This is a genomic window from Nocardiopsis algeriensis, assembly GCF_014203695.1.
GTDB classification, from domain to species: domain Bacteria; phylum Actinomycetota; class Actinomycetes; order Streptosporangiales; family Streptosporangiaceae; genus Nocardiopsis; species Nocardiopsis algeriensis.
Genome location: NZ_JACHJO010000017.1, coordinates 16,324 through 37,051, shown reverse-complemented (window position 1 = coordinate 37,051; position 20,728 = coordinate 16,324). Strand labels below are relative to the sequence as shown.

General features: G+C 69.9%; 27 protein-coding genes. 20 read left to right on the top strand and 7 right to left on the bottom strand.

Going from position 1 to position 20,728, the window contains the following annotated elements:
• Positions 1 to 1,865, bottom strand: a 1,865-nt coding sequence (locus FHS13_RS20805; RefSeq protein ID WP_246405599.1) for a tetratricopeptide repeat protein, incomplete at its 3' end; no start/stop codon positions are given.
• A 279-nt stretch (positions 1,866 to 2,144) separates the two neighbouring features.
• On the opposite strand from FHS13_RS20805, the gene FHS13_RS20800 reads away from it, so the two are divergent.
• The 9 genes from FHS13_RS20800 (at position 2,145) to FHS13_RS20760 (ending at position 8,437) form a co-directional block, all read left to right on the top strand.
• The gene (locus FHS13_RS20800) at positions 2,145 to 2,399 is read left to right on the top strand and encodes a hypothetical protein (RefSeq protein WP_184293658.1); all 255 of its coding nucleotides are present in this window, start codon (positions 2,145 to 2,147) and stop codon (positions 2,397 to 2,399) included.
• Entirely contained in the window at positions 2,399 to 4,267 is a 1,869-nt protein-coding gene (locus tag FHS13_RS20795) for a helix-turn-helix domain-containing protein (RefSeq protein ID WP_184293657.1), read from the top strand. Before FHS13_RS20800 ends, FHS13_RS20795 begins: the two co-directional genes overlap by 1 nt.
• A 165-nt stretch (positions 4,268 to 4,432) precedes the next feature.
• Positions 4,433 to 4,672 (top strand): type II toxin-antitoxin system HicB family antitoxin, encoded by a 240-nt coding sequence (locus FHS13_RS20790; RefSeq protein ID WP_184293656.1) that lies wholly within the window; start codon positions 4,433 to 4,435, stop codon positions 4,670 to 4,672.
• Positions 4,669 to 4,908 (top strand): type II toxin-antitoxin system HicA family toxin, encoded by a 240-nt coding sequence (locus FHS13_RS20785; RefSeq protein ID WP_184293655.1) that lies wholly within the window; start codon positions 4,669 to 4,671, stop codon positions 4,906 to 4,908. The genes FHS13_RS20790 and FHS13_RS20785 overlap by 4 nt, the downstream gene beginning before the upstream one ends.
• Positions 4,908 to 5,195, top strand: a complete 288-nt coding sequence (locus FHS13_RS20780) for a hypothetical protein (RefSeq protein ID WP_184293654.1) — start codon at positions 4,908 to 4,910, stop codon at positions 5,193 to 5,195. Before FHS13_RS20785 ends, FHS13_RS20780 begins: the two co-directional genes overlap by 1 nt.
• A gap of 165 nt (positions 5,196 to 5,360) precedes the next feature.
• Positions 5,361 to 5,585: a hypothetical protein gene (locus FHS13_RS20775; protein ID WP_425491204.1), complete on the top strand. Its 225-nt coding sequence runs from the start codon at positions 5,361 to 5,363 to the stop codon at positions 5,583 to 5,585.
• 73 nt (positions 5,586 to 5,658) lie between these two features.
• Positions 5,659 to 6,111: a hypothetical protein gene (locus FHS13_RS20770; protein ID WP_184293653.1), complete on the top strand. Its 453-nt coding sequence runs from the start codon at positions 5,659 to 5,661 to the stop codon at positions 6,109 to 6,111.
• Between the two features lie 515 nt (positions 6,112 to 6,626).
• Positions 6,627 to 6,932: a hypothetical protein gene (locus FHS13_RS20765; protein ID WP_184293652.1), complete on the top strand. Its 306-nt coding sequence runs from the start codon at positions 6,627 to 6,629 to the stop codon at positions 6,930 to 6,932.
• Positions 6,933 to 7,129: 197 nt separating this feature from the next.
• A complete protein-coding gene (locus FHS13_RS20760; protein WP_184293651.1) occupies positions 7,130 to 8,437 on the top strand; it encodes a competence protein CoiA family protein in 1,308 nt (435 codons plus the stop codon).
• A 55-nt stretch (positions 8,438 to 8,492) separates the two neighbouring features.
• Here the strand turns inward: FHS13_RS20760 and FHS13_RS20755 are convergent, their stop codons facing one another.
• From FHS13_RS20755 to FHS13_RS20730, 6 genes are all read right to left on the bottom strand, one after another.
• Positions 8,493 to 9,704, bottom strand: a complete 1,212-nt coding sequence (locus tag FHS13_RS20755; protein ID WP_184293650.1) for a hypothetical protein — start codon at positions 9,702 to 9,704, stop codon at positions 8,493 to 8,495.
• A gap of 206 nt (positions 9,705 to 9,910) precedes the next feature.
• On the bottom strand, positions 9,911 to 10,054 hold the full coding sequence (locus FHS13_RS20750; RefSeq protein WP_184293649.1) for a hypothetical protein: 144 nt from the start codon (positions 10,052 to 10,054) through the stop codon (positions 9,911 to 9,913).
• A 127-nt stretch (positions 10,055 to 10,181) separates the two neighbouring features.
• Complete coding sequence (gene dnaB / locus FHS13_RS20745) at positions 10,182 to 11,504, bottom strand: replicative DNA helicase (RefSeq protein WP_184293648.1); 1,323 nt, start codon at positions 11,502 to 11,504, stop codon at positions 10,182 to 10,184.
• Positions 11,505 to 11,592: 88 nt separating this feature from the next.
• A complete protein-coding gene (locus tag FHS13_RS20740; RefSeq protein ID WP_184293647.1) occupies positions 11,593 to 12,558 on the bottom strand; it encodes a helix-turn-helix domain-containing protein in 966 nt (321 codons plus the stop codon).
• A 280-nt stretch (positions 12,559 to 12,838) separates the two neighbouring features.
• Entirely contained in the window at positions 12,839 to 14,071 is a 1,233-nt protein-coding gene (locus FHS13_RS20735) for a helix-turn-helix domain-containing protein (protein ID WP_184293646.1), read from the bottom strand.
• A 95-nt stretch (positions 14,072 to 14,166) separates the two neighbouring features.
• The gene (locus tag FHS13_RS20730; protein WP_184293645.1) at positions 14,167 to 14,481 is read right to left on the bottom strand and encodes a GntR family transcriptional regulator; all 315 of its coding nucleotides are present in this window, start codon (positions 14,479 to 14,481) and stop codon (positions 14,167 to 14,169) included.
• Positions 14,482 to 14,612: 131 nt separating this feature from the next.
• Between FHS13_RS20730 and FHS13_RS20725 the strand changes: the two genes are divergently transcribed.
• The 11 genes from FHS13_RS20725 (at position 14,613) to FHS13_RS20680 (ending at position 20,639) form a co-directional block, all read left to right on the top strand.
• Entirely contained in the window at positions 14,613 to 15,194 is a 582-nt protein-coding gene (locus FHS13_RS20725) for a hypothetical protein (protein ID WP_184293644.1), read from the top strand.
• 41 nt (positions 15,195 to 15,235) lie between these two features.
• Positions 15,236 to 15,622 carry a hypothetical protein gene (locus tag FHS13_RS20720; RefSeq protein WP_184293643.1) on the top strand — a complete coding sequence of 129 codons (387 nt, stop codon included), beginning with the start codon at positions 15,236 to 15,238 and terminating at the stop codon, positions 15,620 to 15,622.
• A gap of 163 nt (positions 15,623 to 15,785) precedes the next feature.
• Entirely contained in the window at positions 15,786 to 16,121 is a 336-nt protein-coding gene (locus FHS13_RS20715; protein ID WP_184293642.1) for a hypothetical protein, read from the top strand.
• The gene (locus tag FHS13_RS20710) at positions 16,118 to 16,291 is read left to right on the top strand and encodes a hypothetical protein (RefSeq protein WP_184293641.1); all 174 of its coding nucleotides are present in this window, start codon (positions 16,118 to 16,120) and stop codon (positions 16,289 to 16,291) included. The genes FHS13_RS20715 and FHS13_RS20710 overlap by 4 nt, the downstream gene beginning before the upstream one ends.
• A gap of 112 nt (positions 16,292 to 16,403) precedes the next feature.
• Positions 16,404 to 16,538, top strand: coding sequence for a hypothetical protein (locus FHS13_RS21800; protein WP_281388868.1), 135 nt, complete (start codon positions 16,404 to 16,406; stop codon positions 16,536 to 16,538).
• Positions 16,539 to 16,540: 2 nt separating this feature from the next.
• The gene (locus FHS13_RS20705; RefSeq protein ID WP_184293640.1) at positions 16,541 to 17,680 is read left to right on the top strand and encodes a hypothetical protein; all 1,140 of its coding nucleotides are present in this window, start codon (positions 16,541 to 16,543) and stop codon (positions 17,678 to 17,680) included.
• Positions 17,681 to 18,020: 340 nt separating this feature from the next.
• A complete protein-coding gene (locus tag FHS13_RS20700) occupies positions 18,021 to 18,431 on the top strand; it encodes an RRQRL motif-containing zinc-binding protein (protein ID WP_184293639.1) in 411 nt (136 codons plus the stop codon).
• Positions 18,428 to 18,613, top strand: a complete 186-nt coding sequence (locus tag FHS13_RS20695) for a hypothetical protein (protein ID WP_184293638.1) — start codon at positions 18,428 to 18,430, stop codon at positions 18,611 to 18,613. The genes FHS13_RS20700 and FHS13_RS20695 overlap by 4 nt, the downstream gene beginning before the upstream one ends.
• 30 nt (positions 18,614 to 18,643) lie before the next feature.
• A complete protein-coding gene (locus FHS13_RS20690) occupies positions 18,644 to 19,186 on the top strand; it encodes a hypothetical protein (protein WP_184293637.1) in 543 nt (180 codons plus the stop codon).
• Positions 19,187 to 19,221: 35 nt separating this feature from the next.
• Positions 19,222 to 19,656: a hypothetical protein gene (locus tag FHS13_RS20685; RefSeq protein ID WP_184293636.1), complete on the top strand. Its 435-nt coding sequence runs from the start codon at positions 19,222 to 19,224 to the stop codon at positions 19,654 to 19,656.
• A gap of 2 nt (positions 19,657 to 19,658) precedes the next feature.
• Positions 19,659 to 20,639, top strand: a complete 981-nt coding sequence (locus FHS13_RS20680; protein ID WP_184293635.1) for a hypothetical protein — start codon at positions 19,659 to 19,661, stop codon at positions 20,637 to 20,639.
• Positions 20,640 to 20,728: the final 89 nt, after the last annotated feature.

Sequence of the window (20,728 nt, the reverse complement as noted above, 5' to 3'; positions counted from 1 at the left end):
CCCGCCTCGAACAGCAGGGCCCCGAGGTTGTTCATCGCGGCGGTGTCGCCGGCGTCGGCGGCCTTGCGGTACCACTGCCCGGCCTCCCCCGTCCGGCCCTGTTCTGCCAGCAGGATCCCGAGGTTGTTCATCGCGGCGGTGTTTCCGGCGTTGGCGGCCTTGCGGTACCACTGCTCGGCCTCCCCCGCCCGGCCCTGTTCTGCCAGCAGGATCCCGAGGTTGAACATCGCGTGGGTGTGGCCGGCGTCGGCGGCCCTTTGCCACCAGGCCTCGGTCTCCTCCACCCGCCCCGCCTCCCTCAACAGAGCCCCGAGGCCGAACATCGCGTCGGTGTCCCCGGCGTCGGCGGCCTTCCGGTGCCAGGCCTCCGCCTCCCCCACTCGACCCGTCTCCTCCAGCAGGAGCCCGAGGTTGACCATCACGAAGGTGCGGCCCTGTTCAGCCAACGGGCGCCAGGCCGCTTCGGCGATGTCGGTTCGCCCGGAGCTGTAAGCCGTGATGCCAACGGTGAAGCGGTCCTGGTCGGTGGCCATGTCCAAGGCCGTGTGCCACACCGCCTCGGGCAGGGGGTCTGGGGTGGTGAGGTAGTCGAAGGCCCGCCACCGGCGGCCGTCGTGGTCGGCGGGCACCAACAGCCCGGCCAGGCCACTGCGCGGCCTGGTGGCCCACTCCCAGGCCCGGTCGGCCTCCTCCGGCAAGGGCGGTGGGTCGGGCAGGTAGCTGGTGTGGGCGGTGTGGAGCTGCTCGCGGGTCAGCGGGCTGGACACCCCGGCCTGGGCCAGGCCCACCGCCGCGGCCACCAGCGCGTACCCGCGCGGGTGACCGCTGTCCGGGCCGTTGACCCAAGTCTGCTGGAGGCGAGGGCCGGCGGCCAACTGCTCGGCCACGCCGAAGCGCTCATCGGTGGCGGCCCGGACTAGGCGCGCATCGCTGCTGGTGCGGGCCCGTTCGCGCTCCTGCCTGCTCCAGCGGCGGTCAAGGGTAATGGGCGGGGTTTTGAGCACCGCATAGCCCACCCCCTCGGTACCCGGGATGGGGTCGGTGGTGCTGGGGCGCAGGGCGTCCAGCCGTTCTTGGCGGATGGTGGCGGCCACCACCGCGTTGGCTTGGCCCAGTTCGGCGACCAGGGCCGGGGTCAGACCGGAGGTGCTCAAGTGGCGGTCCACATCGTCCAGCCACACCACCCATCCCCGCGGTGTGCTTGCGGCCCGTTCCCTGAGCCAGGCGGACAGGGGACGCAGGTCGGCGTCCTCGGGCGGGGCCACCAGCATCCGCTCAGGCAGGGTACGGGCCAACGCCTGGGCCAGGGCTCGGGTCTTGCCTGCGGTCGAGGCACCGGCCACCAGCACCATCCCCCCGCGCGGCGCTGCCGCCGCCGCTGCCAGACGCCGGTCGAGCTCGCCGTCCACATCCCGGGGCACGTAGGGAGGCAGGTCTTCGCCGTCGGGGCCGGGCGGAGCGTGGTGGGCACCCAGCTCGCGCGGATCGGCTTGGCCGGCGGGCAGGGCGGTGTCCACCCACCCCGGCACCGGCAGAGCCAACGGGGTGGGTGGGGAGTGCACGGTGACCGGGCCGCGGATGGTGCCGACCTGGACCGCGGTGCCGGAGTTGTCGCCCATACGGTTGCCCACCTGCTGCGCGCCCACCGGAGCGGGGGAGGGTGCCGGCGTCGGAGGTGTGGGGGTGCGGCGTGGCCAGGCCAAGGCCATGACCCCGACGACCAGGGCCGCAGCGGCCAGCACAAACGACCCGGTCCCCGCCGCCCAGGACACCTCCTCCAGCCCGGGCAGCATCAGGAAGGCGCCCAACACCATCAAAGAGGCCGTCCCGACGGACACGAGGGTCCACGCCCAGATTCGTCGCATGTGCTGAGTCTGGCGCCCTTTCAGCCTTCTGGCGATGCCGTCAAGGAATTTGGCGTTATCGAATGAGGCGGACGCGACCACCTCGGTACCAGGGCGCAAGGAACATCCGACCGGGAACCCGAACTACCTAAACCACACCCCTGGCGCGAGAAGCATCGAACCAGACCCCGGCATTCCCTAAACCGCACGGGGGAAGCCGTGGAATCGCCTTACCTAAAAGGCACGTGTGGTTTAGGATAGACACGGATGCTCCTTCCCGACCCGAGAGGACCCGACACCGTGTTCATCCAGACCCGCACCGCCCGCCACCCCCGCCGGTGCGACGACTGCCCCACCCCGATCCTCGCCGGGGAGCGCTACCAGGTCACCACCATCCCCCCGCGCGGCCACGACCTCCTGAGCTTCGACACCTGGGTGCGCCTGTCCCGCCACGCAGGCGACTGCCCCGACCCGGCCGAGCGCGGCGCGGCCGCAGACGCCTACCTCGCGCACCTGCGCACCCGGGTCGATGCCCTCACCATCGGGTCGGCCTGATGGCGCGCGGGAAGGGGCTGCCCCTGGACCCGGGTCGGCTGCGGGCGGCCCGCACCGCCGCCGGGCTCAGCCAGCGCCAGGTCGCGGAGATGTTGGGCACCACCCGCCAGCAGCTCATCCGCTACGAGTCCGGGGCCGAGCGCCCCGAGGTAACGCGCCTGGCCGCGCTCGCGGCCGCCGTGGGTGTGGGCGTCGGCGACCTGGTCGATCCCGGCTCGCTGCCCGCCGGCCTGGCCGGGCTGCGGGTGCAGGCCGGGCTCACCCTGGCTGCCGCGGCCGACGCGGTGCGCGCCCAGCTGCCCGCCGGGGCGGGCATCGCGTGCTCGCGCCCGGTGCTGGCCGCCGCCGAACGCGGCGTGCTGCCGCCCTCGTGGGCGCCGCCCCCGGCCGCCGGGATGGTGCAGGGCGCCCTCGGTGTGGCCTACGGGGCCGGGGGCGAGCAGGTCGCGGCCGCCTGGTCGGAGACCTTCGGCGCGGCGGCCGCCACCGACCAGGAAGCGGAGGGGGCCGGTTCCGTAAACGGCACCCCCGCGGAGGGGGTTTCCGAAACCACACCCCCTGCGGAGGTGCCGGTTCCGCCGCGGTCGGCAGAGCTGCCGGTGTGCCCTTACTCGCCGTCCGAACTGCACGCCGCCCACGTCAAGGACCACGGGAACGGGGTCTACCAGGTGCGCGTCGACCACACCCCGCAGGGGTGGGTGCGCCGCGACGGTCCCGGGCGGTGGAGCTATGCCGCCCACGACCCCGACACGGGCCGCCCGCGCACCTGGACACCGGTGCTCGCCTCCTCCCCCACCCGCGCCCGGGCCGTGGAAGCGCTGCTGTCCGCCCCCGGTCCGCTGTGGTCCGCCCCCATGCCCGGCTTGGAAGAAGGCGCTCCCCGGCCGGTCACGCCGCCGTCCGGGGCGGTCGAGCTGCCCTTCGGCAACGACGGCCAGGAGCTGACCACCCCACCCCAGCGCCCGGGGCCCGCCCCGGCCAGGGTCGAGGTGGTGGTCAGGCGCTTTTCCGCTGTGGTGAACGGCCACGTCCAGGTGCGCTACCACGTACACGTGGACGGTGCCTGGATCGGCACCATCCACCACCGCGCAGACTGGGACCTGCAAACGGGCTGGGTCTTCCAGGCGCACCTGTCCTCCGCCGAGCAGGCACAGCTCACCCCCGCCGAACAGGCCGCCCCCGACGCGCTCTCGACCCAGCCCGACCTGGCCGACGCCGTCCCCGAACTGCTGGCCGCCCACTACGGCCACCAGCTGGAGATCACCTCGCTGTGGGGAGAGCGCACCGACCTGCCCCTGCGCCCCCGCGACATGGAGCAGTGGGAACTGCGCCGGGGCCGCGTGAGCGGCCGCGAGGACATCTACGTCCGCTCGCGCTGCTGGGGATGGCTCCAGCCCGCCACCGGCGGCGGGTTCACCGCCCACACCGTGGACGGGCCGGTACCGCACTCGCTCTCACCCACCCGCGAAGAAGCCGCACTGGCACTGTGGACGCACCTGTACGCTCCGCTGCCCCCACCCAACCTGGGCGAGCGCGCCCACACCAAACGCCGGCTGCGTCCGCGCGCCAAGAAGGACCGGCCGCTGTGCCCCTACACCCCCGCCGAGCTGGCCCGGGTACACCTGGTCGAGGACCCCGCCTCGGAAAAGGGCGCACGCCTGTACCAGGCCACCGCCCACGACGGGACTGTGCTGGGGTTCGTGTGGCGCTCCGGAAAGACCTGGCGCTCCTGCGCGCCCCAGCGCGGCCGGATGCCCCAGCCGCCGCCGGTGGTGCCCGCCGCGCCCACGCGGGCCGCAGCGCTGGAGCGGCTGCTGGCCCAGCCCGGCCCGCTGTGGGCAGACCCGGCCGACACCATCGTCCACTGACACGGTGCTCCCCCGCGGGCCCACAGTGCACAAGGGTGCGAACTTACAACAGCCGGCCCAGGCCGGTGGGTGGTGTCTTGCGCCATGGCGCAAGACACCACCCACCGGCAAGAAGGAGAGGCAGGAAGAGCAAGAAGGGGGTACTACATGGGTAGGCTGAGGTGCATGGAGCGCACACTGCACCTGGCCGTCACCGTGACCCCTGACCTGGAACTGGGCGGGTTCGTGGCGCGCGCGGTCGATGTGGAGGTGGCCTCCCAGGGCGAGACCGAGGACGAGGCCCTGGCCGCGCTCACCGAGGCCTTGGAGCTGTACCTCGAAGACGAGGACGCGGCCGAGCTCGTCCACAGGTTGACCGCAGGCCCCAGCAAGGCCCGAGAGATCGGCATACGCTTGCCTGCGTGAGTCCTTCCCACATCCCCATCGCCTCTGGCGCCCAGGTCGTGGCCGCTCTGGAAAAGGCCGGGTTCGAGCACGTCAAGACCCGGGGCGACCACGCCAAGCTCAGACGGAGCCGGGACTCACGGACCGTCATCGTGCCGCTGCACAAAGAACTCAAGCGCGGCACCACCGCCTCCATCCTCAAACAGGCCGACATGAGCGCCCCACAGCTGCGGGCTCTGCTGCAGGGCAGGCCCTGATGAGACAGCCGCGCCCGCGAGGCGGCCTGGGCGCCAGCGGCCTGCGCGAGGCCCGCGCCCGCCTACGCCAGACCGAGCCGCCCGGCGAAGTCGATCTCGTTGACGATCTCCTGGCTCCGGGCAGCACACCCCCGCTGCTCACCGTGGACGAGGGCCACGATGTGCTCGCGGTGCTGGCGGCGGCCGCGGCCGCTGCCCCGCACACCCCCGCCGGCGCTCGCGTCAGAGAGTTGGCCGACCGGCTGCGGGTGCGGCTCTACGCCGCCACCCACGACAGCGAAACATGACGAAGCCCCGCCCCCTGCTGAGCAGGGGGCGGGGCTTTTCTGCGTCCAGGACCTCCAAGGCCTCAGGCGAACTCGAGAATCTGAAACCAGCGGGCGCCGTCAGTACGTCATGCCGTACCTACGTCACCCTCCCCTTCCCAGCCGCGGCACGGGCATCCTGGACAGATGACCCACCACCAGCCCAGCGATCCCGAGGTCGAGCACCTGGCCACCACCCTGCGCCGCCGCCGCGCCGAGCTGGCTGACGCAGCCGGCGCCCGCATCGGCCGGGGCGCGGTGGTGCACGGGCTCACCACACACATGTGGGCGGGGGTGCCGGTGCCCGCCGTCCAGTGCCACGCCGCTGTGGACGGGAAGGGGCTGGTGCTACGGGTCAGAAGGTTTGAGTGAAAGAAAATCAGAACCTGGCCGAAAAAGGCCCTTGGCATGCTGCTGTGCGGAATTTTCACGCCGAAGGAGCAGCATGAAGAACATCTTCAAGAAAGTGGCAGCCGTTGTAGCCGCGACCGCAGTGGTGATGGCCGGTAGCGTGGCGACTGCCGTTCCGGCCTCGGCCGCTTACCTCACCTGGATCAACGAGGACCAGGTCCTCAGCATCAGCAACTCGCGCACCGCCGTGTCCAAGGACACTTCAGTCGGTACCGTCCAGGTGCGCTTCGGCACCTACCAGGGGCGCCAGTACGGCTGGGGACGTGTACTGAACGGGCGATCCAACTACGTCCTTTTCTTCGAGGTCGACACCAATGGCGACCGTGTCATGGATGAGGGCGACACGGCATACATCACGGGCGGCAACCCCATATGGACCTGGGGGGCTCCCACCTCCTCCAGCAGTGCCCGCGCCTTCCGTGCGTGCCTACTCAGCCCCTCGCAGTTCTCATGCTCGGAGACCAGCAACCGAACCGCGTGGTGGTAACCGGCACGCAGGCCACCGCCGGGGGGTGGACTCCCCCTCCCCGGCCGCACCCAAGGCATCCTGAACAGATGACCGACCAGCACCCTGAGCAGCCCCGCGACGCGGAGATCGAGCACCTAGCCGTCACATTGCGCCGACGGCGACGGCGACACCGACGTGGACGGCCCGCGTTGGGATGACGCCTACGGCCGAGGTGAGCGCGTGGTGAAGGCCCTGCTGCACCGCATCCGCCCCGGCGTCGAGGAGCTGAGCTGATGATCACCACGGCCCGTATGGAAGGCAGGAAGTAGCACCGAACTGCAAGCACGCGGCTGACCCCGGACACGACCAAGCCCCGCACTCTCCCGCTCGGGGAGGGTGCGGGGCTTTTCGTGTTCCAGGGCGCCTCGGTCGAGGGCGGAAATCTGAAACCCGCGCAGGTCAGACACCTGACGGACCTACGTCATGCCGTGGGCACGTCATGTTCCTTTCCGCCTCGGGGGAGGCCCTGGGCGGTGCGGGGCATCCTGAAGGACATGAACCCACAGCATGAACCGGCCGGGTTGGACGAGTCGACCGTGGAGCACCTGGCCGCGACCCTGCGCCGCCGCCGCATCGAGCTGGCCGACGCCGCCGGGGTGCGGATCGGCCAGGGCCAGGTGGTGCACGGGCTGACCACGCACATGTGGGCGGGGGTTCCGGTGCCCGCCGTCCAGTGCCACGCCGCTGTGGACCCGCTGCGGCTCACCCCTTCCGCCGGGCCGGTGACGTGCCGCAGATGTCTGGGCCGCGGCCGCCAGGAGCAGACCCAGGTGCCCGGACAAACCGCACTGGAGATGTGAAGGGTTCCGCAGCCGGGGTGCCGTGTGTCCGTCATGGCGCTGGAGCATCTGCGGCGAGCGCTGAGCGCAAGATCCGGTTCGGTGACAATTTCTCCCTTTGAGGGCTGCGGTTGGCCGAGAGGAAATGTCGGATGTGACTGCTATCACTTCAGCCCCTCCGTTCCGACGTCTTCCCCTCGTGGAATCTAGGAGGTCCCGTGGCCAGGGAGCTCGCACGTGTCCGCTGGGTCGGCACGCCCGTCGTGCTAGACCCCAACCTCGACAACTTCGGTGTCTCCATCGACGTGATCCATGCGCTGCGCGGCGCCCCGGGAGAACCGCGCCGCAAGATCAAGGCCGGCGTGCTGGAGTGCCAGCGGTGTGTGCAGATGAACCGCTCCTCCACCTGGGTGTACCTGCGCACCTACCGGGACCGGCTGATCGTGGCTCACCACGCCTCGGGAGAGGGCCCCTGCTACCTGCCCGAGGGGCCCGAGCACCTGGCGTGGAAGGAGCGCATCGCCGCCGACGCCGAGCGGGCCGGGTTCGCGGCGGTGATGGAGTCCTCGACCAAGGACCGTTCCTCTCGCGCGGACGTGCTGGTCACCTGCGCCGACGGCCAGGAGTTGGCCTGGGAGGTGCAGATGAGCCCAATCCAGGCCCGCCAGGTGCTGCAGCGCAGCCACAACGCGGTGCGCCAGGGCCGGCTGCCGTCCTGGTTGACCACCGATCTGCGGGCGGGCTCGCCCACGCGGGCACTCATCAACCGGGCCCCGTGGTCGATGGTCACCCAGATCGTGCCCGAGCAGATTCGCGCCGGGCGCGCAGCCCGGGTGCTGGGCGGACTGCGCAACTTCGCCTGGCGGCGCTGCATCGAGCTGCCGGGCAGGTGCCCGTTGTCGACCGGGATCGGGGGCTGGAGCTACGACTGCGGGGACTGGCACGGGGTGTGGGAGAAGGTAACCGTGCCGGTGGAGGACTTCGTCGGCAAGACCGCCGCCGGCCTGTACGTGCCGATCGCGATCCCCGGGGTGGACGGGTCCGGGGTGATGCGGATCTGGGTGCGCCCCCAAGACCACGATGCCTACGCCGAACAACACGGGCACCGGTTCACCGAGCAGGACCTGCCCGAGGGACTACGGATCGGCCCGCCCGTCCGCAAGCGCAGCACGTCCTCTCGGCGGGGCCGGTCCAAGGACTCCAAACTGCACGTCTCGCGATCGGCCTCCACCGCACGGCCCCGGCCGCGTTCGGCCAGCACAACAGTGGAACAGATGGAGACGCACCTGGCCGAGGAAGTCCAATTGCCGGTGCTGACGGTGTTACGGCCGCCCTCGAACGCACCCGAGCCCGTGGCAGCCGACCAAGCGGATACCTGGTTCGAGGCTGCCGTGGCCGAGCCGTGTCGGTTCTTCATCGGCGACGAAGCCCGCTACTGCCAGGCCAGTCCGACCCGCCTGTACGCGCGGGGACGGCGGTGCTTCGAGCACGCGCCCGATCCATACACGCCCCTCTCGCACTCGTAGCACGCTTGCGAGGCGTATCACTTCAGTTCGCAGGGGTGCACCGGGAGTGGTGCTCTCATTCCTCAGCGACGGGTTCGACCGCGTGGGCGGGAACTCGTACCTCATCGATGAGAGCATGGATCATGTCGGCTTGCCACATGACCTTGTAGAAGAAGACCTCGCCAAAGGCCGTCAAGGGCAGGTTCCAGGGCAGGTTGAAGGACTTGATGTCCCAGCCGTTGGCGCGGACTCGGTCGGCACTACCGCTGATGCGCCCGACCGTGCTGTTGGCGGCCTGGCGCTTGGTGATGCCGCCCCGCTGGTAATAGGCAGCCGAGTCCCGGGTGGCCCGGTAGATGAGGTTGAAGACCTGGCCCAGGCTGAAGGTGGCCAATGCATCCTGCAGGGCGGTCAAAGTCCCCTCACCCTGCTTCATCTCCAGGTGGTGTTCCCTGAGCTTCATGTCGAGGTAGGCCGATGCATAGGCAAGGGTCAGCTCCTCCCATAGGGGGCGCCACTGTTCCAGCCAAGTGGCTGGCCAGGGGCCTTGACGGAAGACGCGGTTGAGGTCTTGGAGAAGTTGAGGGCTGCGCTCGGCTGGGTCAGGCTGAGGTCCGATCAGGTAGTAGCTGATGTTGCCGAGGTAGAAACTGCCGGTGGGTGCGTCGTCCTCCCAGACGAAGGCGTCGATGTGAGAGTCGTGGTGGGCGAAGATCGTGGCCGGGTTGGAGTGGATGAGGCGGCGCTCATAGTCGAGCAGGAGGCTGCCCGGACACCAGGGGCGCTCCTTGGGCCAGCCGCGGGTGGGGGTGGTCATGCCGGAGTCTTCGACTGCGGGATCGCTGAAGAGCGTATGCAACCCGATGGCTTGGAACAGGGAAAGTTCCTCCACGGATGGCTGGTCGTGAGTGTTGGTAGGGAAGGTCTCGATCAAGCGGGACCGCTGGTGTTGTTTGCGTTCTTTCGCTGCTTGCAGGCGGGCCGCCTGTGCCAGGGCATGGCAGCTTTCACAGACTCCGTTATCGGCGCGCAGAACCTCGGCGTACTCGGTGCGGTTAGCGACGGTCCAGCTCTCACCGCATTTGGAACAGGTGATGTCGGTCAGGCGTGCGCTTCCGCAGGTCCGGACGAGCTGTGTCATCTCCGGGGACGTCAGCTGATGTTGCGCACGAACCTCTGCCACCGTTTGAGCCCAGCCGTGGCCATCTTCGTTCAAAGTCCAGTAAGAGCGCAGTGCGGCGGCCCAGGCAGGGTCGTCGGTGTAGAGCTCAAGTTCGATCCGGGGCACTGATCACCTCCGAAGGGGGCGGAAGGGAATCCCAGGTTCCCATAAGAGGTGCTGCTTCTGGGGGTGTATTCCCCTGACTGCCCCCGGGGGGCCGGGACCCTCACTCTAGCCCGCACCCCGACGGCGACCTGGTGTGTTGAGTCCCTCAGCGATAGAAACACCAGCCCATTTTTACGGCGTAAAGGCAACAGGTTGTTACAGAGACCTCACGGGGTTGGGGCACAGCGCTGGCAGCGCTTGTAGTAGCGGCCTCCTTTGGGCCCTGTGTTCTCGGCCATCCAGGCGCGGGTCTCCTCGGCCGACATGTGGTCGTCACCGATGTGTTCGAAGTGGTCTTCGGAAGCACTCACCGGCAATCTCCTTCTCGTGGGGGTGGAGGGCCACTCAAGCACAGACAGTGGGGGCCGGCTTTCTGTTTCGCTGCACACAGCGGCCCCGCACCAGCACGTGGTGCGGGGCCGCGTGGTTCGTCGAGGTTCACCCCGGAGGCAGGTCCGCGAACTGGGCGTAGTGGCCCTTGAAGGCCACGGTCACCTCGGCGGTAGGTCCGTTGCGGTGCTTGACCAGCAGCAGGTCCGCCTCCCCCGCCCGCGGGGAGTCCTTGTCGTGCACGTCCTCGCGGTGCAGCAGGACCACCAGGTCGGCGTCCTGCTCGATCGCCCCGGACTCGCGCAGATCCGACATCTGCGGCTTCTTGTCCGCCCGCTCCTCACTCTTGCGGTTGAGCTGGGACAGCGCCACCACTGTCACGTCCAGCTCCACAGCCAGCAGCTTCAGGGCCCGGGAGATCTCGGTGACCTCGGCGTTCTTGTTGTCGTAGCGGCCGTCGGTGGTCACCAGCTGCAAATAATCGATCACCACCATCCGCAGCCCCAGCGAGCGCTTCATCCGCCGGCACGCGGCCCGGATCTGCGCGAGCTGGCTGATCCCGGTCTTGATGACCAGCTGCGAGTCGGTGATCGAGGGCAGCACCTGCGACATCCGGTGCCACTGGGCGTCGTCGACCAGCCCGGACTTGATGGTGTGCAGCGGCACCCTGGCCTCGGCCGAGAGCAGCCGGTCGGTGATCTCCTCCTCCCCCATCTCCAGGGAGAAGAACGCCACCGGGGCCCCGGCCCGAATCGCGGCCTGGCGGGCCCAGTCCAGGGCCAGGGTTGTCTTGCCCACCGACGGCCGGGCCCCGATGACCACCATCTGCTTGGCCAGCAATCCGTTGGTGAGCGCGTCGAAGTCGGCGAAACCCGTGGGCAGGCCCTGCAGGCCCCCGCCCCTGGTCGCCCGTTGCTGGATGCGGTCCAGGGCGCGGGGCATGTAGTCGGCGGGCAGGGGGTCGTCTTCCTTGGTCTGGGTTTCGGTGATGGCCAGCATCTGGGCCTGAACCGCATCGACCAGGTCGACAGGGTCACCTTGACCGGTGTAGCCGAGCTGGGCGGCCCGAGTGCCCACCTCGACCAGGCGGCGCAGCAGGGCCTGGTCGGAGACGATCTTGGCGTAGTAGCCGGTGTTGGCCGCGGTGGGGATGGTCTCGGTCAGGGTGTGCAGGTAGAGAGCACCGCCCGCCCGGGTGGCCTCGCCGCGCTTGGTCAGCTCGGCGTTGACCGCGATGGCGTCGCAGGGCTCGCCGCGGTTGGTCAGGGCACAGATCGCGGCGTAGATGATCTGGTGAGCGGGCCGGTAGAAGTGGTCGGCGGTGAGCATGCCCATGACGGTCACGGCTGCGTCGGCGTCGAGCATCATGCCGCCGAGCACGCTCTGCTCAGCCTGGATGTCGTGTGGAGGTACGCGGGTTTCGTCGGTCATGATGAAAGGGCTCCATCTCTATGCAAGGGGTGAGCGGGCGGCGGGCCCTCGGCTACCAACCGGGCCCGCCGCCGTTTTCGTGGAAGGGTCAGACCCCGACCGAAGCGGTCGAGGCGGGGGCCGGCGCCACGTGCGCGGCCAGGTCCGGACGGCGCATGGGACCGAACCGTCGCAGCAGCTGCTTCTGCTGCAGCGGCGGCAGCCCGGCGCACGCCTCGCAGGGCACCGGTTCGCGGTGCTCACCACAGACCGGGTCCGGCCCGGCGGCCTGAGATGCCGCTGCACGCACCTGAGACGCACGCTGACGGCGGATCTCACCGAGTCGATAGGCCAGGTCCCCGTTCTCAGCCATGTGGCGAATCAGGCCACCTGGAGTCTTCTTCACGTCTGGGCGGATGTTCTCCCACAGAGCGAGCGCCTCGTCTGCGGTGGCGTCCGTGAGGTCCTGGATTAGGTCTGTGGGCTGTACCCCGCGCGGCGGGGAGGTGTTTTTAGCCGAAGGCGACTCCTCCTCGTCCTCCTTGGCCGGCCTACCTCCTGAGGAGGATGAACCTGACGGTTCATCTGATGAATTAGGGGTCAGATTGACCTCGCCCTCTGGTGAGGTCAGATTGACCCCGGGTCCGGGGTCAGATTGACCTATCCGCAGGTCAGAGGCGGGGTCAGATTGACCTATCCGCAGGTCAGAGGCGCTTTTAGAGGGTGTCTCTTCGGCCTCGAAAGTCAGCTCCTCGATGACGTTGTCGTCGTACTCACGCGGGGCTCGCTTCATGGACGCAAGGAGATCGAGGTTGATCCTCGTGATGTTCGACGTGGACCGCCCAGTGCGAGGGTCCACCCGGCGCTTAGTGGCGAGCAGGCCGCGCTCCTGGAGTTCCTTGCGCACGCGCTTGACGGTGCTTTCAGAGGCTCCGGTGTCGTCGCTGACGCGAGGGACACCTGCCCACACATAGCCGTGGGCGTCGGTGTAGTTGCAGTACGCGAGAAGGACGCACTTCTCGCGGGGGGAGAGGCCTTCGGCATCGAAGACCATCTGCATGTGCTGGATGCTCACGGGTCTGCCTTCTAGGCCGACACCGCAACGTCAGGACACTCACATGTGGCTCAGTCGCACCCAGTGGGTACGATGGACCTACAGCGTTTGGGTGAGAGTGTCCTGGTCGTGGCATCGACCAGTCTCATCTGCGGAGGCGGGGACCTGGCTGGCACCAGTGCCCCGCCTTTTTACTTGGGTAATGCCATTGAACTTAGAGCTTGTGGCGCTCGGAGGCCGTTTCGGCCATCTGCGATGCCTGAAAGGGCCTGGATCGGCGAACCGTCCAGGCCCGTCTGCTTCACGCAACACGCTCTGCGAGAGACCGCAGTTCTTCGATGTAGTCCTGTGCTTCCTGCTCGTTCTTGTACTGCTCGGTGAGTACCTGTCCTAGCTCCTGGCTGACCATCACCAGTGACGGGACGGATTGTCGGGTGCCGTCTAAGGCCTGGCGGCCGTAGCTGATGGCTCCTTCCAGGTCTCCAGAGCGAGCCGCGACCACGCCCTTGGTTACGTAGGCCTCAGCAGCTCGCATGGGTGCCACCAGGCGCCCCGACCAGTCGGTGGACGTGGACAGGACTTCGTCGGCCAAGCCGTCAGCGAGCTTGTCGTTGCCGGACCTTCTGAGCACGTCCATCGCGTAGAAGTCGTACTTGGACGGGTCAACGACGAAGTGGTGTGACGGGTCCATCGGGGGTGGCAGCTTCTCCAGCAGCTCCCGGCCGCGGTCGAGGGCGATCTCGACTCGTTGCTGGTTACCGATGCGCGCCCAGGCCTTTGCTTGCTGGGCGTAGAGCTGCACGCTTACCGACTGGTTTCCGGCCGCCTCGATGCCTGCCTCAGCAGAGGTCAAGACCGTGCGGTAATCGCCCTGGGTCAGGGAAAACCAGCAGCGCATCTCGTGTGCCCAGCCGACGACGTTGGTGTTGCCGGCCTCCGTGCCTAGGGTCAGGGCGGACTGCCGCGTACTTTCTGCTGCGGGGCTACGACCGATGTCCTGCTCCAGGCAGCCCACTAGGAGCGCGAGCATCCCTGCCAGGGACAGGATCTCGCGGTGCTGCGTCAGGCTGACCCGCAGCTCCAGGAGGTCCGCCAGTCGGGCCAGCCAGGCTCGGCCTTCGGTCAGGAGTTGGTGTGCGTTGATCACGGGGTAGTCCGAGCAGAGCCGATCCACTGTGAGCCGTAGGGACTCCAGGGTCGCCTGGTCCACGGCGGAACGTCGTAGTCGTGCGAGCAGCTCTGGTGTGTCCGATCCAGGGGCGGCGGCTTCCAGGACTTCCTGCGGGCTGCGAGGAGCGGCGAAGAAGGCGCCCGACACTGAGCCGAAGAGGCTGGCAATCATGCGCTGATATTCAGCGCTGGGCATCACTCGGCCAGCTTCCCAGCGCTTCCATTGGTCCAGCATGGTGCTCTGCTCGGGGAGTTCGCGGGTGGTCTCGTACCGCAGGCGCTCGACGCATGCGCGCTGAGTCCAGCCACGAAGTTCACGCTCTTTCTTGATGCGCCGCGCCCACGGGGCTATCGAGGTGCTCATGCCTCCACGCTCCTCATGCTGTGCTCGCTCTGTCTAGGTGGCATTTAGGGGGCATCTGGGTGCCCCCTGGCTGCCTCTCGTGGGCTCTGTATGGGTCACGACACCCTGGAGTCCAGTTGTTCACGCAGTTCGCGGACCTCGACTTCGAGGGAGGCGACACGCTCTTCCAGGGTGGCTTGAGGCGGAGGAGGCACAGTGACGAACCAGCCGATGCCGTGGCGCGGCTCCGCGATCCCTGCTTCTTGGAGCTTCGTGAGCGCGCGCCGTGCAGTTGTAGGTGCAACGCCATGCTCCTTTACCAGTTCGTTGATGCTCGGGTACTTGTCCCCAGGTGAGAGGCTCCCCGAGTCGACAGCGCTACGGAGCGCATTGAGGACCTTCAGGTAGGGCTGCTCAGGTGTGTTGGCCATGATCTGAGGCTACTCCTCTACCTCATTCAGAATCAGTTGCTCTTCCTGCTTGACATATCTAGTGTGCTCGCTCATCCTGGGAAATGCAAGCACAGTTGCAGGGCATGCAGCCCGCTTCTTTGGGAGGAACCATGCTCACGATCGCGCAGATCAGCGAGGCCACCGGCGCCACCCGCGCCGACATCGTGCGCGTCCTGCGCGGTCAGAGCAGCAGCACCACCCACGACTGGGAGATCGCCCACGCGATCGAGGCCGCCGGCGGCCGCAAGGCAGCCGAGCTGATGCTCACCGCGGGCCGCGAACACATGATCGCCACCATCTGGGGCGACTCCGGAGCTTCGGCCGAGGCCCCGACGCAGACCAACCCGAACGCGGTCTACGACCCCGAGGTCACGGTCTATCCCGAGGACACCGCCCCCGACGGGCCCAACCGGATCAGCCCGCACCATCCCCACGGCGACGACCAGGCCCAGGACGAGCCCGAGGTCGAGGATCGCGCGGCCGCCGAGGAACTGGCCGCCGAGGTCCACGCCGACCTGGCCGAGGTCCTGGACGACCCCGCCGCCGGGATCGACGGCGCCACCGCGGCCTCCCGCATCACCGCCGCCTGGACCACCCCCGCTGAGGCGCGCCAGGTGCTCCTGCGGGTACTGCAGACCGCTCCCCGCACCCGCGGGCAGATCGCACTCCACACCACCGTGTTGGCTGCCTGACCAGCACACCCACACCCACCTGAGAGGGGACACCCATGCCCATGACCACGACCGAGACTGCTGATCAGCAGCGGCGGCGCCCCATGGTGCTGCACCCCCGGCGCCGACCGCAGGAGGAACGCGAGGTCCCCGCGCCCGGCGCGGCGGTCACCGCCACCGCCCAGGCCGCGGAGATCCGCACCATCGCAGCGATGTTCTGCGGCGACACGCACATCTACAAGGTGTGCGCCACCAGCGGCGGAGTCCTGCTCCAGTACTCCCGCGACGTCGACTCCCCGGCCCCTGCGCTGGAGGCGGTGGGCTACACCACCACCGTGCTCCGCGCGGGTCTGCTGCTGGTGACCGGCGGTCTCGACCTGGTCGAGCTGCTGGATGCCCAGATCGCTGGGCTGACCGCTCTGCGCGAGGCCATAGCCGAAACGCGCTGAACCCCTGGGGTGCCCGTCCGCCCCGACCCTGCGCACCACGCGCACGGCCGGGGCGGTCTGGGGGACCACCAGGGTCCACCACGAGAACAAGCGAGCCCGCCCGGGATCGGACCCCGGGCGGGCTCTCGCACACCCAGTCCCACCAGCAAAGGAGAACACCGTGATGCGCACCATCGATCCTACCGATTCCTCTCCCCCGTCCCCGTTCACGGGCGTGCAGCGCCGTGAGTGCACCCTGTGCCAGTGGGAGGTCGTCTCCGGCTCTGCCCTGGTGGCAGAGCTGGAGGCCGCCACCCACCGCGTGGAGGCACACAGCACCACCGGCCAGCGGCAGCACCTCGCGGCCTTGCTCCAGGCCTACCGCGAGGTGCTGGGCCCCCTGCCCCGGAACCTGTTGGTGCTGGCCGTGCAGCAGGTGCTGGGGCCGGCCCCGGCCCCGCTGGCCACCGTCTGCGGCCCCCGCACCACCACCAGCCAGGAGCAGGGGGTGGCGGCATGAGCATGAAGTGGCTCGTTCCCCTGGGGGCGCTGACCGGGCTGGTGGGGATTCTGATGCTGTCCCAGTCCTGGGCAGTCTCTGCCATCGCGGTCGTGGTGGCGCTCTACGCGCTGCCGGACCTGGAGCGCCTCGTCGACAGCGGCGACCAGGAGCCGGAGGTGGACGCATGAGCCACTTCGCCCGCTTCCTGCGTTGCTGCGCGACCTACTGGCACTGCGGACAGCAGATGGCCTGGGACGTGATGCGCGCGGCCTACGTGTGCGCCAGCTGCGGGGCCCGCCGGTGATCGCCGTGCTGATCATCGCCGCGGCCGCCTTGACGGCTGTGATCCCCGCGCTGCTCCTGGCCGCCACCGGCGGCCCCGCCCTGATGACCCACACCACCCACTCCCGCCCCCGCACCCCGAAGGAGGGCTGACGATGAAGCTCTTGAAGAAGACCACTGACCCGATGCCGACCGCGCCGACCGCCGCTTCCGGCCTGGCCGGGTGGTTCACCCCGACCCGCCTGGTGGTGGCCGCCGCGGCCGTTCCCTCCCTGCTGTCACTGATGTGGGTGGCCAACACCGCCGCCGACATCATCGGCAACGGCCCCGCCGGGTGGGCCGCCGGAGTCTTCGCCGACGTCCTGATCGTGTCCACCGTCCTGGTGGCCTGGGTCGCGCCCGACGTGCGGCGCTTGGCCAGTATCGGCGGGTGGATCGCGGCGGCCGCCGCCGGTCTCCTGCTGGGCTGTCACCACTGGGGCACCGAGCAGGTCGCGTTCGCGCTGGTCCCGATCGGCTCCAAGTTCCTGTGGCACATCGCGCTGGCTGCCCGCACCGCGTGGGAGCAGCGCCGCGATGCCGACCGGGCCGCGGCCGCCCAGGCCGCCGAGAAGGAGCGCCTGGAGGCCGAGGAGGCTGCTCAGGCCGAGCGGGACGCCGATCGCGAGCGCGAGCTGGCGCTGTCCACGGACCTGACCGAGGACGAGAAGCGCGAGCTGGCTGAGATCCGCCGCCAGGCCGCCTACGCCCGCGCCAAGGCCGAAGCGGAGATGGAGCTGACTGCCGCCCAGGCCGAGGCCGACCGGATGCGCCAGCAGGCCGACGCCGACGCCGAGCGCATCCGCCAGGAGGCCGAGCACCAGATGCGCCAGGAGGCGCTCCAGCGCCAGGTGGAAGCGCAGCTGGCCGCCCAGCGCGCCGACGCGGAGTTGCTCAAGCAGCGGTTCGCGCTGGAGCAGGAGCTGACGCTCATGCGCCCCATCGGGGCCGGCCCCGCCATCGGTAACGAGCGGGTGCCCGACGACGCCTCCGCGATCACCGATGGGCCCTTCACCGCGGGGTTCGGGTTTCCGCAGAGCACCCCGGCCCGCCGGGTGCCCGCCGTCGACGACCGGACGGTGCCCAGGGTGCCCACCCCGGGCAGCGAGGGTGAGCGCAACCGGGCCGCGGTGCTGGCCGCCTACAAGCGCCTGGCCGCCACCGGGGCCACCCCGTCGGTGTCGGCGATCGCGACCGAGGCGGGGGTGTCCCGCCGCACCGTGAACCGCCACCTGCCCCCGCAGATGCGGGGCTGACTCGTACCCCCTGGGCACCCCTGGGCACCCCTCCTGACCTGGAGGTGCCCAGGGGTGCCCACCCGCCTGCTCCGGCGGGTGCCCACACCTGCCCGGCCCCTAGCGGTCGGGCGGGTGCGGGCACCACTCCGGTGCCGCGCGAACCACTGCCACCCCCGTTGCGCGGGGTGAGGTGGCGCCGCGCGAACCCTGGTGCCCACCCGCACGCCCCTCACAGGAAGGAGACCCCGATCCCGAGACCACCTTCAGCTCGTGGCCCGCCCGTGCGGGGCGGGCCACCACGATCCACGGGCCGCCGCCCGCACGGGCGGCGGCCCCACACATGGAAGGAGAAGACTCTGTGGCCGCCTTGCACCCGTTCCTCGACCTGACCGGCGAACGCTTCGGCGTCCCCACGTTCCCGTGGGGCTGGAGCCGCCTCTTCGACCCGGACCTGCGCACCAAAGCCCAGCTACGGGCCGAAGGCCTGAGCATCGCGGGCCTGGAGGTGGCCGGCCAGCTCAAGTGGCGGTCCAACCGGGCCGGGAACATCGGCGGGGTTCGCACCGCGAACCTGTACCGCCGCAGCCTGGCCCGTCCGGTGCGCCCCTTGAGCCCGGCTCGCGAACGGTCGCTGGCCCGCGCCTATCTGGCGCGCTGCACCTGTACCTCGTGCGGGGAGCTGCACCCCTACTGCCTGCCCACGGGCAACGGGCGCAGGTGCCCGCAGGGCTGTCAGAGCACCTCGCCCCAACCGCAGGCGGCGGCATGAACCACCGCACCCGCATCGAGCCGGTGCCGGTCCCTGACTGGGTCCTGCACTGGCCCCAGTGCTCCTGCTCCTGGCGCGGAGACATCGTGCGCACCCGCCCGCTGGCTGAGGACCAGGTGGACGAGCACCTGGCCGAGCACTACCCCGACGACGTCGTGCAGCCTGCGCTGTTCGATACCTGACCTGCACACATCACCGAATTGGAGGGGCCGATGGGTGCCCTACCCGACCCCGCGTCCCCGATCCCGGGCACGCACCACGATCATCGCCGGAGCCCTGAGGCCGCCCCGCCGCTGCGGGCCGTGCCCGGGCCCCGGCCCGCTACCGCCCCGGAACCGGAGCCGACCACGCCGCCGGCCCCTCCGCCCCCGGCCCCCGAACCGGAGCCGCCCGCTGCGCAAAAGCCTCAGGCCCGCGCACCCAAGGAGACGGGGGGCCTGGACCTGGAGCGCATCGCCAGGCTGCGCGCTTGGGCTGGTGAGCACCTGCGCCCGCCCGACCTGGTGCACCAGGCCGCCCCCGGCCTCAAGCACCTGTGGGAGCAGGCCCTCAAGGGTGACCACTTGCCCGACCACCGCCTGCTGCGGGCCGCGGAGGTGGTGCGCCTGGCCGTATCGCTGCCGGTCATGGCGGCCGCCATCCTCCTGGCCTGGTCGATGGTCTCGGCCGCGCGCACCGCCGCGCTGCTGCTGGGGGCCGCCGCGCTGTGGATCGTGCTCGGCTCGCTGGCCGGAGCGATCACCGAACTCCTCTGAAACCGCCTCTACCTGCGTAGACAGGAGAACCACCCATGTACTTCATCACGGCTGTCGGCCTGTTCGCCGCGGCCTGGCTGACCAACAAGAAGTGGGGCAAGCACTGGTGGCTGCCCATTTCCCTGGCTGCGCTGGGCTCGCTGGCCCTGGCCGCCTCGGAGGTCGGCGGCTGGATCGGCTACATCCTCAACCTCGGTGCCGGCGCGATCGCGGGCGCGGTCGGCGGGCTCTTCGGCGGCGGGGTCTCCCCCTCGATGATCCTGGGCGTGGGTGCGCTGATCGGCACCATCGTGATCATCGCCGACCTCATGGTGGACCGGACCTGCAACAAGGCCGCGATCATCAGCTTCGTCCTGACCCCGATCGCTGCCATGTACGCGGGCGGCATCATCGGCTCCCTGCACGGCGGCCTGCGTGAGGCCGGTGCCGGGGCCGCCACCGGGCTGATGAGCGCCCTGATCGGAGGCTGAGCGTGGACCCGTTCAGCGCCATGATCCTGGCGGCCCTGGTCACCTGGGGCACCGCCGGGGGCGGCATCAAGGACACCTCCGCCATCCTCAAGGGCCAGACCCCGCCGTCGGTGGCCTACCGCACCGCCCGCATGGCCGCCGACAAGGAGCGGCTGCGGGCCTGGGAGAAGGCCCTGTCCGAGGGCCGGCCGCTGCCGCCCGCTCTGGAGCCGCGCCGGATCCGCATCAAGGACCTGGTGCGGCACTGGTGGGAGGACGCCCTGGAGGACGCCGACGCCTGGCGTGCCCGGCGGCGGCTGTCGCGCCCCGAGCGCAAGGCCGCCCGCAAGGCCCGCAAGCAGGAGAAGCAGGGCCTGGTCAAGAAGGGCTACGCCCTGCTCAAGGCCCGCGGGCACAAGCGTTCGGGTGCGGATGCGCACCCGGACGAGCAGGAGCCGGCCGCCCGCTCCGATGCCGCTGACAGCGAGGTGCCCGACAACGTGGTGCCCCTGCGCCGCAAAGAGGCTCCGGACCAGGGCCGGGAGGAGCCCGAGGGGCCCCAGGAGCCCCCGGTCGCCGACGGCGACCGGCCCGCAGGCACCGCCGAGGAGGAGCTTGCTGACCTTGCCCGCCACGACCGTGACCGCGCCCTGGCCCGCGAGCTGGTCGCGGGCCTGCGCACCACCAACAAGGAGATGGTTCCCGTGATCGATTTGTCCGACGCCGAGACCCTGGACGCGCACCTGGCCGCCCTGGACTCCTACGCCCTCTACATGGACCGCATCGCCGCCGACATGGACGCGCTGGCGGCCGGCATGGCCTCCCACGCCATGGGCGCCATCGCGGTCACGGAGGTTTCCGCCGCCGGTGCGGCCAACACCGAGGCCGCCATCACGTGCCGGGCGGTGCGCGAGGAGCTGGAGCGCACCCACACCGTGGTCGCCGACGCCCGCTCCGCCACCCCCGACGCCGCCGACGGCGACTACCTCACCCGAGGACGGTAGACGCAGCGTCACCGACCAAACGGCGACCGAACCCCGACCGAACGGGATTCGGTCGCCTGTTTTCTACCGGTTTCCACCAATTTTTTTGG

Excerpts from the sequence above, each read along its gene's own strand:
- FHS13_RS20795 (WP_184293657.1), top strand. The coding sequence starts at position 2,399 with ATGGCGCGCGGGAAGGGGCTGCCCCTGGACCCGGGTCGGCTGCGGGCG.
- FHS13_RS20790 (WP_184293656.1), top strand. The coding sequence starts at position 4,433 with ATGGAGCGCACACTGCACCTGGCCGTCACCGTGACCCCTGACCTGGAA.
- FHS13_RS20780 (WP_184293654.1), top strand. The coding sequence starts at position 4,908 with ATGAGACAGCCGCGCCCGCGAGGCGGCCTGGGCGCCAGCGGCCTGCGC.
- FHS13_RS20775 (WP_425491204.1), top strand. The coding sequence starts at position 5,361 with ATGACCCACCACCAGCCCAGCGATCCCGAGGTCGAGCACCTGGCCACC.
- FHS13_RS20770 (WP_184293653.1), top strand. The coding sequence starts at position 5,659 with ATGAAGAACATCTTCAAGAAAGTGGCAGCCGTTGTAGCCGCGACCGCA.
- FHS13_RS20765 (WP_184293652.1), top strand. The coding sequence starts at position 6,627 with ATGAACCCACAGCATGAACCGGCCGGGTTGGACGAGTCGACCGTGGAG.
- dnaB (WP_184293648.1), bottom strand. The coding sequence starts at position 11,504 with ATGACCGACGAAACCCGCGTACCTCCACACGACATCCAGGCTGAGCAG.
- FHS13_RS20735 (WP_184293646.1), bottom strand. The coding sequence starts at position 14,071 with ATGAGCACCTCGATAGCCCCGTGGGCGCGGCGCATCAAGAAAGAGCGT.
- FHS13_RS20730 (WP_184293645.1), bottom strand. The coding sequence starts at position 14,481 with ATGGCCAACACACCTGAGCAGCCCTACCTGAAGGTCCTCAATGCGCTC.
- FHS13_RS20725 (WP_184293644.1), top strand. The coding sequence starts at position 14,613 with ATGCTCACGATCGCGCAGATCAGCGAGGCCACCGGCGCCACCCGCGCC.
- FHS13_RS20720 (WP_184293643.1), top strand. The coding sequence starts at position 15,236 with ATGACCACGACCGAGACTGCTGATCAGCAGCGGCGGCGCCCCATGGTG.
- FHS13_RS20715 (WP_184293642.1), top strand. The coding sequence starts at position 15,786 with ATGCGCACCATCGATCCTACCGATTCCTCTCCCCCGTCCCCGTTCACG.
- FHS13_RS20710 (WP_184293641.1), top strand. The coding sequence starts at position 16,118 with ATGAGCATGAAGTGGCTCGTTCCCCTGGGGGCGCTGACCGGGCTGGTG.
- FHS13_RS20705 (WP_184293640.1), top strand. The coding sequence starts at position 16,541 with ATGAAGCTCTTGAAGAAGACCACTGACCCGATGCCGACCGCGCCGACC.
- FHS13_RS20695 (WP_184293638.1), top strand. The coding sequence starts at position 18,428 with ATGAACCACCGCACCCGCATCGAGCCGGTGCCGGTCCCTGACTGGGTC.
- FHS13_RS20690 (WP_184293637.1), top strand. The coding sequence starts at position 18,644 with ATGGGTGCCCTACCCGACCCCGCGTCCCCGATCCCGGGCACGCACCAC.
- FHS13_RS20685 (WP_184293636.1), top strand. The coding sequence starts at position 19,222 with ATGTACTTCATCACGGCTGTCGGCCTGTTCGCCGCGGCCTGGCTGACC.